The organism is Streptomyces sp. NPDC052236 (assembly GCF_044548015.1).
GTDB lineage: Bacteria > Actinomycetota > Actinomycetes > Streptomycetales > Streptomycetaceae > Streptomyces.
Genome location: NZ_JBIUBL010000002.1, coordinates 489581 through 502795, shown reverse-complemented (window position 1 = coordinate 502795; position 13215 = coordinate 489581). Strand labels below are relative to the sequence as shown.

The following is a 13215-nucleotide window of genomic DNA, read 5'->3' as shown; positions in this document are numbered from 1 at the left end:
GTCGGCAGGAAGCCGTCGGCCCTACGATCCGAGGAAACCCGTGAGTGACACCCCATTCGGATTCGGCCTTCCGCCGGAGGAGCCGGAGAACGGCGACGAGGGCAAGAAGAAGGATCCCGCCGGAGGTGGCCAGGGCTCCGGCGGGCAGTTCCCGGCGAATCCTTTCGGGTTCGACCCCGGGGAGGGCGGCGCGGACAATCCGTTCGCCGCGATGTTCGGTTCGCTGAACCCGAGCGACTTGGGCGCGGCCTTCCAGCAGCTCGGCCAGATGCTGAGCTATGAGGGCGGCCCGGTGAACTGGGACATGGCGAAGCAGATCGCGCGCCAGACGGTCTCACAGGGCACGCCGGACGGCACCAAGGACGAGAGCGTGGGCCCGGTCGAGCGCGCCGAGATCGATGAGGCCGTGCGGCTGGCCGACCACTGGCTGGACGGAGTGACCTCGCTGCCCTCCGGCGCGAGCACCTCCGTGGCGTGGAGCCGCGCGGAGTGGGTCGAGGCGACCCTCCCCGCGTGGCAGCAGCTCGTCGACCCGGTCGCCGAGCGTGTCGGGCTGGCCATGGGCGATGTGCTGCCCGAGGAGATGCAGGCCATGGCGGGCCCGCTGATCGGCATGATGCGCTCCATGGGCGGCGCGATGTTCGGCCAGCAGATCGGGCAGGCCGTGGGTGTGCTGGCGGGCGAGGTGGTCGGCTCGACCGACATCGGTCTGCCGCTCGGCCCGGCGGGCAAGGCGGCGCTGCTGCCGCTGAACATCAAGATGTTCGGCAAGGACCTCGGCGTCGCCAAGGAGGAAGTGCGGCTGTATCTGGCCCTGCGCGAGGCCGCCCACCAGCGGCTTTTCGCCCATGTGCCATGGCTGCGCTCGCATCTGTTCGGCGCGGTCGAGGCGTACGCCCGCGGCATCAAGGTCGACACGACCAAGCTGGAGGACGTGGTCGGCCAGTTCGATCCCACGCAGCCCGAGCAGCTGCAGGAGGCCCTCCAGCAGGGCATGTTCCAGCCGGAGGACACCCCGGAGCAGAAGGCGTCGCTGGCCCGTCTGGAGACCGCGCTCGCGCTGGTCGAGGGCTGGGTCGACGCGGTGGTCCACGAGGCCGCGTCACCCCGCCTCACGTCCGCGGACGCCCTGCGCGAGACGCTGCGCAGGCGCCGCGCCTCGGGTGGTCCCGCCGAGCAGACGTTCGCGACGCTGATCGGGCTTCAGCTGCGTCCGCGCAGGCTGCGTGACGCCTCCCGGCTGTGGGCCTCGATCACCGACGCGCGGGGCGTGGACGGGCGCGACGGCCTGTGGGCGCATCCCGACATGCTCCCGACTGCCACCGACCTGGACGACCCGGACGGCTTCGTCCACCGGGAGCAGCTGGACTTCTCGGAGCTGGACAGGATCCTCGGCGAGGCCGCGGGCGGCGGCGCCAAGCCGAAGCTCGAAAAGGACGACGACACCGGGAAGGCCGGGAACGGCGAGGACGACAAGGGCGGCGAGGGCGACAGGAACCGGTGAGCCTGCACGACAACGCCGTACTCGTACTGAAGAACTGTCCGACGAGCGACCAGGATCAGGAGGAGCTGCGGCAGCTCTATCTGGACCATCTGGCGGCCCATCCGGACGGGATGTGGAAGGCCTGCGGGTCCGGGCATCTCACGGCAAGTGCGCTGGTGATCGACCCGGAGCGCGGCCGGGTGCTGCTGACGCTGCACAAAAAGCTCGGCATGTGGCTCCAGATGGGCGGCCACTGCGAGCCGGGTGACCGGACGCTGGACCGGGCCGCTCTCCGCGAGGCCACGGAGGAGTCCGGGATCACCGGGCTGACGTTGCTGCCCGGCGGGCCTGTGAAGTTGGACCGGCATCCGATTCCGGCGCCCTGCCACTGGCATCTCGATGTCCAGTACGCGGCGCAGGCTCCGCCCGGGGCGGTCGAGGGGATCAGCGAGGAGTCGCTGGACCTGCGCTGGTTCGCGTACGACGAGGTCGCGGGTGTGGCCGACGAGTCGGTCGTACGGCTGCTGGAGCGTACGCGCGCGGCGCTCTAGCGACATGGCGAGACATGGGTAAGGGGCGGCCTCCGAGGAAGTCGCCCCTTACCCATGCGTTCTGGGCTTCTGTTTCGCTCTAGTTCCAGGCGTTGTTCTGGTTCTGCGCGTGTGCGCCCTGCTGGCCCACGCCGAACTGGGCCCGCAGCCCCTCTCCGATCTCCGCACCCTGCGGAGGCATCACCTCGCTGGGCTGTACGAGCGCGAAGCCCTGGCCGAGGAAGCTGAGTTCCCAGCCCTCGCCGGTGCTGCCGCGCCGCCGCCGTACACCCGAGGAGTGCGTCTGCGACTGCATCTGCACCCGCAGCCCGGATGACCAGGCGACAATCGCGTCGGCGTCGACGCTGACGTACTTGTCCGGTGTGACCAGCATCATCAGCGGCTGGCCCGAGGTCATCAGCGCGACCTTGCCCCGGCCGGAGATGTTGAGCTGGTACTTGCCGGATCCTGAGATTCCGTACTGGCTGTCCACCGCGATGACCTCGGTGTGCAGCGTGGAGTCGAGCGCCAGGACATAGGCGCTGTCGACGGTCATGCCCTCTTGGTCGACATCCACTACGTGGATGTACTGCGCGAGGTTGGCGAAGTAGATGGTGCCCTGCCCGGAGCAGCGCATCAGTTCCAGGCCCTCGCCAGTGGCCGCGGCGGCCCGCCGTCGGCTGTTCGACTGGTACTCGCCGTCGAAATCGACCAGCCCTTGGTACGCGACCATGGCGCCCTTGCGGGCGAGGATGTCGTCCTGGCCAGTGAGCGCGACCCGCAGCAGTTGCGGGTTCTGCACGGTGTACCGGTCCTGGGACTGCTGTTCCGTGTAGCTGAAAAGCGGACTCTGCATGATGTGTTTCGCTCCCCTCAGCGCCGGATCCGCAGGCGGTCGGTACTGTCCTCGCTCGGCTGTACGACGACGATGCCCTGGCCCGAGAAGGCCATCTGGTAGGCCTCTCCGCTGCCCCGCCCGATGAGCGAGGAGGCCTTGAAGCTGCTCTTGCCCTTCACCTTGAGGTTCGGGGACCAGGCGACAAGGGCGTCCGGGTCGACGTACGTCTCGTCCTCGCCGCGGCCGCAGTCGACCACGATCGGTGTGCCGCGCGAGGTCAGGGCCACCCAGCCGGTGCCCGTGATCTCGACGTTCCACAGGCCCTGGCCGGCGAACTTGGCCATGCCCTTTACCTTCGCGACGCCCCACTGGAGGTGCGCGTCGAAGGCCAGCACATTGGTGCCGTTGACCGAGAGCGAGTCGTTGTTGAGGTTGATCACGACGACGTCGGCGCCGTAGTCGGCGAGGTAGAGCAGGCCGTCACCGGAGCACTTCATGATGGGCGCGCCTTCGCCGGTCACCCACTGCGAGGCGATCTGACGGACGGCGGGCGGATTCGGTTCGTACTGGACGAAACCCTCGTAGGCGACCATCGAGCCGGTGCGCGCGTACAGGTCCTGGCCGGTGGCCATGGCGACCTTGAGCATGGTGCGGCCGTGGTTCTCCATCCGGGCCATGATCGGAGTCGGGGCGAAGCCCGCGAGTTGCTGGTTCATTCTTCGGGCTCCCTCAGACCTCGTACGGCTGGACGACGATGAAGTTTCCGGGGGCGCCCCGGAACTGGAGATTGACGGTCTCCCCGCTGTGTCCCGGGTACGCGTTGCGGCGCAGCCGGACCTGGGTGGAGAGGATCACCTGGGACGCCGCCGACCAGGCGACGACGGCGTTGCAGTCGGCGAAGGTGGTCGGCGTGACGGGCAGGACGACGGGAATGCCGTGGGTCTTCACGACGACCGTGCCGGTGCCCTGGAACATCATGGTGAACAGGGCGCCGCCGGGGATACCGTGGCCCTCGATCCTGCGGACCTCGTGCTGCAGCGACTCGTCGAAGGCGAGAACGTTCTCGGCGGAGACGCAGATGCCGTCGCCCTGCAGCTCAATGGAGTGCAGATGTGAACCGTCCTCGGCGAGGAAGACCTGGCCGCGGCCGGTGCAGCGCATCAGCTGCATCTCCTGGCCGGTGGCATTGCCGACGATACGACCGGTGAAACCGGCGCCCTTGTGGCTGAAGTCCACCTTGCCCTGATACATCACCATGCTGCCCTGTCGGGCGAGCACGGCCATCCCGCCCATGGTCAGGTCGACCCGCATGAGCTGCTGGTTCTGCGGGGTCCAGCGCTGGCCGGTGGCCGTCTCACGGTAGGGCTGAAGCGCGGCCTGAAGACCGGCACCGGCCTGCGGGGCTCCCTGGGGGACGCCTTGCGGTATGCCCTGTGGGGGCATACCGGGAGGCTGCTGCCCATATGGGGCGGGCGCCTGCTGACCGTACGGCTGCTGTCCGTACGGCGCGGGCGCACCCGGTGGCTGCAGCTGACCCGGCGGCTGTCCCGGCATCTGCCCCGGAGCCTGGCCCGGGGCCTGGCCGTACGGCGGGGCCATCGGTGCCGCGATGGTCGGCGAGACATGCATCTGCGGGTTCTGCGGCGGGGCGGGCGCCGGGGCGGCCGGCGCGCCAAAAGAGGGCGCGGGCTGCGGAGCTTGAGGAGCCTGCGGCGCGTACGGGGCTTGGGGCGCCTGGGGCGCGGGCGGTGCGCCGAACGCCGGAGCGGGCGCGGCGGCCTGTGGGGGCGGCGCGAACGACGGCGCGGCACCCTGGGGCTGCGGCGCGGCGGGCTGCTCCTCCGCGACCTCACCGCCGAAGTTCTTCAGCAGCGCGTCGAGTCCGCCGTCGAAACCCTGGCCGATGGCGGCGAAGCGCCACACGTCCTTCAGGTAGAAGTCACCCAGCATCACCGCGCGTTCGGTGGAGAACTCCGAGCCGTTGAAGGCGTATCGGACGACCTCTTCGCCACCCGCGACAATGCGGATGTAACCGGGGCCGATGTGAGACATCTGTCCCGCCCCGTCGATCGTCGCGGTGAAGGAGAGGCGGTGGATGTTCGCCGGAATGCGGTCGAGAGTGACGCGGAACGACTCGGTGTCACCGGACTGCGCGCCCAGCAACTGAATGGACTCTTCCGGTGACTTGGGCTGATTGAAGAAGATGAAGTACCGGTCGTCCGAGAGTTGCTCCTTGGCATCGAGCCCGAAGCAGCTGATGTCGAAGGTCAGCCCCGGAGCGGCGATCTGCACACCTACGTACAGGTCCGTTCCCGGCGTGAGATCACTGATCTTGGCCTTGTGGCCGCGTTGGAATTCCCTGGCCATACGTAACGACCGTCCCCCATCCCGAAATGTAAATGCGTCGCGCCAGGCTAACGGCTGACGCCGAGATTCAGCCAAGCCGGTACACATTCGGTACAGGACCGTCGACAGTCACTCTCCGCGTGCCGCGGGCAGGTGGGGCAGCCGGTCGGCCGCGACGACGCCTTCGAGATAGCCCCGGGCGCGCTCGGTGCGGGGATACGCCTCCAAGAGCCGCCAGAAGCGGGGACCGTGTCCGGGCACGAGCAGATGGGCCAGCTCATGGACGAGCACATAGTCGACCACGTATTCCGGCATTCCCTGCAGGCGGTGCGACAGCCGGATGCTGCCCTCCGCCGGAGTGCAGGAACCCCAGCGGGTGTTCTGATTCGTCACCCAGCGTACGGATGTCGGTCTCGCTCGTCCGTCGAAGTACTGGTCTGACAACCTTTCGGCACGCTCGGCCAGTTCGGTGTCGCCAAGGATCCGCTTGCTCTCCTGCGCAGCGAGCTTGTCGAGCATCACGCCGACCCAGCGCTGCTCCTCCGCCTCCGACATCCGGGCGGGGATGAGGACGATGGTCCGGTCGCCCTCCCGATAGGCGGAGACTGTTCTGCTGCGCCGGGCACTCCTGCGGACCTCGACCGCACTCGTCCCCAATGCGCGGGGCGGACGGCTTTTCGCGCTGCGCTGTTGGCTCCCCGCGTTGTGCGGTGGGGTCTCCCCAGCGAAGCGAGCGGAAGGATCGACGGGCACGCCCTGACGTTACCCGGTCTCAGTGGGTGAAGTCCCGCCTCCGGGACGGTTCAAGCTTGATCTGATCCATGGTGTGCACCATTTGAACGACTAATGCCCGCACCTGTGGATAACTTTTCACATCTCCCGACACCGCCGGGCATTCTGACAACAGAGCGCAGGAGAGATCAAACAACTGCTCCACGGGTCGGAAACGGGGGAAGCGAATATGCATCCGATGGTGAAGCCCGCCTTGAGGCGAGCATGGCGGGAGCGGCAGACCGTGCAGTTCGGCGCGACACCCGCGCATGCGGTGATGGTCGGCCCGGTGGACACCGCGACAGGCGCGCTGATCGAGCTGCTGGACGGGACGCGGGGACTGCCGCTGCTGCGCGAGGAGGCGCGGGATATAGGGCTTCCGGACGGACAAGTAGACGGTCTGGTACACCGGTTGACGGCAGCAGGTCTGCTCGATGATCCGACGGCGGGCGGTCCGGCGGCCGATGCGTTACGGAAGCGGGCCGGCGTCCTCGACCGCCTGCGCCCCGATCTGGCGTCGCTCTCGGTCGTCCATCCGGAACCGGGTGGCGGGATACAGCGCTTGGCGGCCCGGCGGGCCATGCGCGTGCGGGTGCGGGGCGCGGGCCGGGTCGGCGCGACGGTCGCCGCAGTGCTGTCGGCCTCCGGAGTGGGTCACGTCGAGGTGCTGGACGGCGGATGTGTGGAGCCGTGGGACGTGACACCCGGTGGGCTGCCTGTGGAAGCGGTGGGTATGCGTCGGGACGCGGCAGCCCGGCAGCTCGTGCGAAGGTCGGCGCCCGACCGTCCGCCGCGAGCGGTCGAGCCGGCGGCGAGCAGATGCCGAGGGGGAGGCGGGGGTGAGCCCGGCCTGTCCATGATTGTTGTCGCTCCGCGGGACGGGCTGGCGGCCTACGCCCCCGATCCGGCCGCCGCCGAGGACTGGATCGCCACGGGGACGCCTCATCTGTACGCGGGCGTCGTCGAGGGTACGGGTGTGGTCGGCCCGCTGGTGCTGCCCGGCTCCACGGCCTGCGCCGGCTGCCTGGAGCTGAACCGGACAGAGCGCGACCCGGGCAGGCCCAGGCTGCTGGCACAGTGGCGCTCCGGCCGCGGGAGGGCGGTGCCGGCCTGCGATATCGCACTGGCCTCGGCCGTGGCGGGGATGACGGCCGCGCACGCGCTGTCCTTTCTCGACGGAGATCTGCCCGCGACCACCGGGGCGCGCTGGGAGGCTTCGCTGCCCCTGTTCGACTGGCGTTCGGAGGGGATCACGCCGCACTCCGGCTGTCTCTGTGGCGCGAACGGGAAGAGTGATAGGGAGCACACCTCGGGGATCGGCCCTCAGCACGAGACAATGGCCAGGTAACCGCCGTCTTCGAAGGTATGCCCCAAGGCACACGCGGCGCGGCTCACTGGGAATTGGAGGGGCGCATGTCTGATCTTCCCCGGAAGGCGGTCACCCGGACCGCCAAGCTGGCCGCACTGCCGCTGGGCTTCGCGGGACGTGCCACGTGGGGTCTGGGCAAACGGATCGGCGGCAAGTCCGCGGAGATCGTCGCCCGGGAGCTGCAACAACGTACGGCCGACCAGCTCTTCAAGGTGCTCGGGGAGCTGAAAGGGGGTGCGATGAAATTCGGGCAGGCCATGTCCGTTTTCGAGTCGGCCCTGCCTGAGGAGGTCGCGGGCCCCTACCGGGCGGCCCTGACCAAGCTCCAGGAAGCGGCGCCCCCGATGCCGACGCGCACGGTCCACGCGATCCTGGCTGAGCGTTTGGGCGAGGAGTGGCGGGAGCTTTTCCTGACCTTCGAGGACAAGCCCTCGGCTGCGGCCTCCATCGGCCAGGTGCACCGGGCCGTGTGGCACGACGGGCGCGAGGTCGCGGTGAAGGTGCAGTACCCGGGGGCGGGCGAGGCATTGCTGTCCGATCTGACCCAGCTCAGCCGCTTCGCCCGACTGCTGGGGCCGCTGATCCCCGGGATGGACATCAAGCCGCTCATTTCGGAGCTCCGCGACCGGGTGTCGGAGGAGCTGGACTACGAACTGGAGGCGCAGGCCCAGCACGAGCACGCGGCGGAGTTCGCGGACGATCCGGATGTGGTGGTGCCGGATGTGGTGCACCAGAGTGATCAGGTGCTGGTGACGGAGTGGATCGACGGGATCCCGATGGCCGAGGTGATCACCGACGGTACGACCGAACAGCGTGACCGGGCGGGACAGTTGCTGGCTCGCTTCCTCTTCTCGGGCCCGGCGCGTACGGGACTGCTGCACGCGGATCCGCATCCGGGCAACTTCCGGCTGCTGTGGGACGAGGACGGCGAGCAGTGGCGGCTCGGGGTACTGGACTTCGGGACCGTGGACCGGCTGCCCGGCGGACTGCCGCAGACGATCGGCGACTGTCTGCGGATGACGATCGAGGGCGAGGCCGAGGCGGTCTACGAGATGCTGCGGGAGGAAGGCTTCGTCAAGGATTCGATAGAGCTCGACCCGGTGGCGGTCCTCGAATATCTGCTGCCGATCATCGAGCCGACGGAGGCCGAGGAGTTCACCTTCACCCGGAGCTGGATGCGTACCCAGGCGGCCAGGATCGCCGACATCCGCTCCCCCGCACATCAGCTGGGCAAGCAACTGAACCTGCCGCCCTCGTACCTGCTGATACACCGTGTGACGTTGAGCACAATCGGAGTGCTGTGCCAGCTGAACGCGACAGTGCGGCTGCGGGACGAACTCGACGCGTGGCTCCCGGGATTCCTGCCTGAGTACGAGGAGGAGGACGAGGCGCAGGACGAGGAGGGCACGGCGGTGGAGACCCCGGCCTGATCGATCACCGCCGAGCGGCATGGTGACGCGCGCGGTCACCCAAAGGGGTGACCACCAGAGGGTTACCGCCAGGGGTCACCACCAGGCTGAGTCGAGCCTGCCCTCGATCGCTCTGATGTTGGCGCGGGCACACTCTTCGCAGAAGTAGTGGTGGGTGCCGTTCTCCACGGAGCAGGTCCAGGTGAGCGGGGTTCCCTCGGCGGGCGCTCCACAGCGGGAACACAGGACTCCCTCCCCGCCCGGCTGTGCGGCGTGATGAGCCTGGTGCTGGTCCACCTCGCGACGATAACCCCGTACTGCGTCGGCCGCAGGGGCAACGCACCGCGGGGGCCGGTCCGTTCGGACCGGCCCCCGCGGGTCGACAGGTGCGTTCAGTTTGCCTGCGGTCAGTTCATGACGGCCATGGCCAGGGCGCGGCGGGCGCGCAGGGACACGCGCTCGGCGCGGCGCTGCATCCGCCGGGCGGCGACCAGGCGCACGGCCTGGCGTTCCGCGTCGGCTTCCCGCATGCGTTCGTGCATATGCGCACGTGCCATGGCTTCTGGGATGAGTTGCATCTCACGGGTCCTGTTCTGACGCGAGCCGTACGCGCCAATGGTGGTGACTGCTGGGGCGGCGGAGCCGGACGGCTCACTCGTTGAAGTTGTTGAGGCTGAAAACGTCATGGGGGCCAGCTTCTGGGGATCGTGCGTGACGGGGCGGTCGATGGTTCCAAGAGCGGTCATGCCGCAACCGGGTTCTTGCGCGGGCGCCCACGCGGCCTCTTGCGAGCAACGACCACGCCCTGGACGAAGAGCTCTCCGCCCCAGACGCCCCACGGCTCACGCCGCTCCTTGGCGCCGGCCAGGCAGGCCTCCATCAGCGGGCAGGTACGGCAAAGGGACTTGGCGTACTCAACATCGGCCGGCGACTCGGCGAAGAAGACCTCCGGGTCGTAGGAACGGCAGGGGACGGGCACGCCGAGGTTCTCGATGGCGTCGTCGAGCGCGGTGAGCGCGGTGAGCGGAGTCAAGGTGGAGTCCTCCGTGAGGGCGGCCGGGGTGATCGTCTGGGAAGGCGGTACGGACGGGGCGTGCGCTTCGAGTTGCACGGTGGTGTCTTTCCTCGTCTGGTCGGTCCGGCCTGTTGGCCGGGGGTCGGCTGGTACCGGGTGCTGCTTGTCCCGAGGCCCCTTCGCTCTGTCGTCCCGATTTCGGGAAAACAAAAGGGCCGCGGATCCCGGGTGGGGTTCCGCGGCCCTGAAGGCGCCGGCCTGATGCTGATCAGGCTGGATCACTCCAGGGTTCGAGCCCACGGAAGGCCCACATCGTGTGGTGCTGCTGCTTCGTCTGGTGCTTCGTCTGCCGCTTGGCTTCGGCACTGGTCGCCGCACAGGCATAGGCGCGAGCCTTAGCCGCTGCTGCTACTGCTTCCAGTGCCTTGGTCGGTCGTTCGGTGCGCTCCCGGACGGGCATGCCGCCCAGAGGGGACACAGGAAGCACGGCGGAGTTGCCGGACAGACCGGTGCCGATAAACACGGAGCCGTTGGGCGCCGTTCCGTTGAACGCCGCGGAGAAGCCGAGCGGCCAGGTGGCGACGACCGAGCGATCGGTCATTTTCTCGCCGGTGTTAACGGACTTGACGGTGCTGACGGCGCTGATGAAGCTGCTGTCGATGCTGATCACTGGAAATCGCCTCCTCTCGGCGTCTCTGGGACCGGCCGGGGCCAGTCACGCGTATTCGGATAAGTACAGCACGGGGACAGGGCTTCAGAGAAGTCGCTGTTCCCGTGGTTAAGAACCTATGGGGCCCGCTGGGGCGGGCGCAAACTATTTTTTCGACGAGTTTGAATCAATCCTCCTCGTCGGCCCCCTCAACCTCCTGGCCTGCACAGATAGTCAGCACATCGGCTCCGAACCGCTCAAGCTTGCGGCCACCGACGCCGGAGATCCCCGCCAGGTCCCCTGCGCTGCCGGGGACGGCTTCGGCGATCGCCATCAGCGTCTTGTCGGTGAACACGCAGTACGCGGGCTGGCCCAGCTCTGTGGCCTGCTCGGAGCGCCACTCGCGCAGGCGCTCGTACAGTGCCTCGTCCATGTCGGAGGGGCAGTCCTCACAGCGCATCAGTTTCATCTCGCCGGCGTCGGTGAGCGTCTTGCCGCAGACGCGGCAGAGCACCGGGCCGCGCCGCTTGCGCCGACCGGCGCTGCCGCGCTCGACACCGCCTCCACCGCCCGTGCCCCGGGCGCCGGGGGCGACCGAGCCGGGGCGCATGCCGTTCAGGAAGCGGGTGGGGCGGCGGGATGCGCGGCCACCGGGCGAGCGGGAGAGGGCCCAGGACAGGGAGAGATGGAGACGGGCCCGGGTGACACCGACGTAGAGCAGCCGGCGCTCTTCCTCCACCTGCTCGTCGGTCTTGGCGTACGTGATCGGCATCATGCCTTCGGTGAGTCCGACCAGGAACACGGCGTCCCACTCCAGGCCCTTCGCGGAGTGGAGCGAGGCGAGCGTGACGCCCTGGACGGTGGGGGCGTGCTGGGCGGCGGCGCGCTCGTCCAGCTCGGCCACCAGATCGCTGAGAGTCGCCTCGGGCTTGACCCGCACATAGTCCTCGGCCAGGCGGACCAGCGCGGCCAGGGACTCCCAGCGGTCGCGCACCGCGCCCGATCCGGCAGGCGGCTCGGTGGTCCAGCCCTTGGTGGACAGCACCGCGCGGACCTCGGCGGGCAGGCCATCGGCGAAGTCGAGCAGGGAGTCGTTGCCGCCGGCTCGGGCCGCGCCGCGCAAGGCGACGCTCGCTTCCCGCACCTCGGGCCGGTCGAAGAACCGCTCGGCGCCGCGCAGCTGGTAGGGAACCCCGACATCGGCGAGCGCCTGCTCGTAGACCTCCGACTGGGAGTTGACGCGGTAGAGCACGGCGATCTCGCCCGCCGGGACGCCTGCGGCGATGAGGTCGCGGATGCGGCGGGCGGTGCCCTCGGCCTCGGCGGGCTCGTCCGCGTACTCGGTGTAAGCGGGCTCGGGGCCGGCCTCGCGCTGTGAGATCAGTTCGAGGCGGTGCTCGGCGGCCCGGCCGTGGGCCTGGTTGAGCAGGCCGTTGGCGAGTTGGACGACCTGGGGCGTGGAGCGGTAGTCGCGGACCAGTTTGACCACGGTCGCACTGGGGTGTCGGGTGCGGAAGTTCAGCAGGTGGTCGGGGGTGGCGCCGGTGAAGGAGTAGATCGTCTGGCTGGCGTCGCCGACGACGCAGAGGCTGTCCCGGTCGCCGAGCCACAGATCGAGCAGTCGCTGCTGGAGCGGGCTGACGTCCTGGTACTCGTCCACCACGAAGTGCTGGTACTGGCTGCGGATCTGGTCGGCGATGTCGTGCCGGTCCTGGAGGATGCCGACCGCGAGCAGCAACACGTCCTCGAAGTCGATCACCGAGCGGTCGCGCTTGAGCTGTTCGTACATCGCGTAGACCTGGCTGATTTCGGCCGGGTCGCGTGGGGCGTCGCGGTGTGATTTGGCCACCACGGCCGGATAGTCGGCGGGCACGGTCTGGGTGACCTTGGCCCACTCGATCTCGCTGGCGACGTCACGCAGCTCATTGCGGTCGAGCCGGATGCGGCAGCGCGCGGCGGCCTCGGCGACCAGCTGGATCTTACGTTCAAGGAGCCGGGGCAGCTCGCCGCCGACCGCCTTGGGCCAGAAGTACTGGAGCTGGCGCAGCGCGGCGGAGTGGAATGTGCGCGCTTGGACGCCACCCGCGCCGAGCTGCCGCAGCCGCCCCCGCATCTCGCCCGCAGCGCGGTTGGTGAAGGTGACGGCGAGCACGCTGGCGGGCTGCAGTATCCCCGCACGCACGCCGTACGCGATGCGGTGGGTGATCGCGCGGGTCTTGCCCGTGCCGGCTCCTGCCAGCACGCACACCGGGCCGTGCAGGGCCGTCGCGACCGCGCGCTGCTCGGGGTCGAGCCCGTCGAGCACCGCGTCCGCCGACTCGGGGACCTGCGGGAAAAGAGAGGAGTGCGTTGCTGCTGTCACACCGCCATGCTGCCAGGTCTGCAGAGGTGGCTGGGACGGTTGTCCACAGGTGACCGGGCGCGGTCGTACTAATGCGGTCGTACCAACGCAGGCGCTGCGGGAATGGCGACCAGGTCACGTACGTTCTACGCGGTGCGAACACGCACCCCGCACAACGACTCAACAGAGGAGCGCAGAGACGATGCTGGGCACTGTGACGATGTACAGCACCACGTGGTGCGGCTACTGCCGTCGGCTGAAGGGCCAGATGGACCGCGAGGGCATCGCGTACATCGAGGTCAACATCGAGCAGGACCCGCAGTCCGCGGCCTTTGTCGAGAAGGCCAACGGGGGCAATCAGACCGTGCCTACAGTCCTCTTCCCGGACGGTTCGACGCTGACCAATCCCTCGTTGGCCCAGGTCAAGCAGAAGATCGGCGCCTAGTCCCAGTAGCGGCGGAGCC

General features: G+C 68.9%; 14 protein-coding genes. 5 read left to right on the top strand and 9 right to left on the bottom strand.

Going from position 1 to position 13215, the window contains the following annotated elements; translation table 11 throughout:
• Window positions 1-40: 40 nt before the first annotated feature.
• Window positions 41-1504 (top strand): zinc-dependent metalloprotease, encoded by a 1464-nt coding sequence (locus ACIHCQ_RS06270; RefSeq protein ID WP_399658488.1) that lies wholly within the window; start codon window positions 41-43, stop codon window positions 1502-1504.
• A complete protein-coding gene (locus ACIHCQ_RS06265; RefSeq protein WP_399658486.1) occupies window positions 1501-2034 on the top strand; it encodes an NUDIX hydrolase in 534 nt (177 codons plus the stop codon). Before ACIHCQ_RS06270 ends, ACIHCQ_RS06265 begins: the two co-directional genes overlap by 4 nt.
• 79 nt (window positions 2035-2113) lie before the next feature.
• Here the strand turns inward: ACIHCQ_RS06265 and ACIHCQ_RS06260 are convergent, their stop codons facing one another.
• The 4 genes from ACIHCQ_RS06260 to ACIHCQ_RS06245 all read right to left on the bottom strand — a co-directional run bounded on the left by ACIHCQ_RS06260 (window position 2114) and on the right by ACIHCQ_RS06245 (window position 5950).
• A complete protein-coding gene (locus ACIHCQ_RS06260) occupies window positions 2114-2869 on the bottom strand; it encodes an AIM24 family protein (protein WP_399658484.1) in 756 nt (251 codons plus the stop codon).
• A gap of 17 nt (window positions 2870-2886) precedes the next feature.
• On the bottom strand, window positions 2887-3567 hold the full coding sequence (locus ACIHCQ_RS06255) for an AIM24 family protein (RefSeq protein ID WP_399658483.1): 681 nt from the start codon (window positions 3565-3567) through the stop codon (window positions 2887-2889).
• Between the two features lie 13 nt (window positions 3568-3580).
• Window positions 3581-5218, bottom strand: a complete 1638-nt coding sequence (locus ACIHCQ_RS06250; RefSeq protein WP_399658482.1) for a TerD family protein — start codon at window positions 5216-5218, stop codon at window positions 3581-3583.
• A 108-nt stretch (window positions 5219-5326) separates the two neighbouring features.
• Window positions 5327-5950, bottom strand: coding sequence for a M48 family metallopeptidase (locus ACIHCQ_RS06245; protein ID WP_399658481.1), 624 nt, complete (start codon window positions 5948-5950; stop codon window positions 5327-5329).
• Between the two features lie 208 nt (window positions 5951-6158).
• Between ACIHCQ_RS06245 and ACIHCQ_RS06240 the strand changes: the two genes are divergently transcribed.
• Together ACIHCQ_RS06240 and ACIHCQ_RS06235 are read left to right on the top strand one after the other, a co-directional pair.
• Window positions 6159-7316: a ThiF family adenylyltransferase gene (locus tag ACIHCQ_RS06240; protein ID WP_399658480.1), complete on the top strand. Its 1158-nt coding sequence runs from the start codon at window positions 6159-6161 to the stop codon at window positions 7314-7316.
• A 65-nt stretch (window positions 7317-7381) separates the two neighbouring features.
• A complete protein-coding gene (locus ACIHCQ_RS06235; RefSeq protein ID WP_399658478.1) occupies window positions 7382-8767 on the top strand; it encodes an ABC1 kinase family protein in 1386 nt (461 codons plus the stop codon).
• A gap of 75 nt (window positions 8768-8842) precedes the next feature.
• On the opposite strand, the gene ACIHCQ_RS06230 is transcribed toward ACIHCQ_RS06235, so the two are convergent.
• From ACIHCQ_RS06230 to ACIHCQ_RS06210, 5 genes are all read right to left on the bottom strand, one after another.
• On the bottom strand, window positions 8843-9043 hold the full coding sequence (locus ACIHCQ_RS06230; RefSeq protein ID WP_399658477.1) for a hypothetical protein: 201 nt from the start codon (window positions 9041-9043) through the stop codon (window positions 8843-8845).
• A gap of 110 nt (window positions 9044-9153) precedes the next feature.
• A complete protein-coding gene (locus ACIHCQ_RS06225) occupies window positions 9154-9492 on the bottom strand; it encodes a hypothetical protein (protein WP_399658476.1) in 339 nt (112 codons plus the stop codon).
• Window positions 9489-9857, bottom strand: coding sequence for a WhiB family transcriptional regulator (locus ACIHCQ_RS06220; protein ID WP_399658475.1), 369 nt, complete (start codon window positions 9855-9857; stop codon window positions 9489-9491). Before ACIHCQ_RS06220 ends, ACIHCQ_RS06225 begins: the two co-directional genes overlap by 4 nt.
• A 172-nt stretch (window positions 9858-10029) precedes the next feature.
• Window positions 10030-10431 carry a hypothetical protein gene (locus ACIHCQ_RS06215; protein ID WP_399658474.1) on the bottom strand — a complete coding sequence of 134 codons (402 nt, stop codon included), beginning with the start codon at window positions 10429-10431 and terminating at the stop codon, window positions 10030-10032.
• A gap of 166 nt (window positions 10432-10597) precedes the next feature.
• On the bottom strand, window positions 10598-12772 hold the full coding sequence (locus ACIHCQ_RS06210) for an ATP-dependent DNA helicase UvrD2 (protein ID WP_399658472.1): 2175 nt from the start codon (window positions 12770-12772) through the stop codon (window positions 10598-10600).
• Window positions 12773-12953: 181 nt separating this feature from the next.
• On the opposite strand from ACIHCQ_RS06210, the gene ACIHCQ_RS06205 reads away from it, so the two are divergent.
• Complete coding sequence (locus tag ACIHCQ_RS06205) at window positions 12954-13196, top strand: mycoredoxin (protein ID WP_399658471.1); 243 nt, start codon at window positions 12954-12956, stop codon at window positions 13194-13196.
• The last annotated feature ends 19 nt before the right edge of the window (window positions 13197-13215 follow it).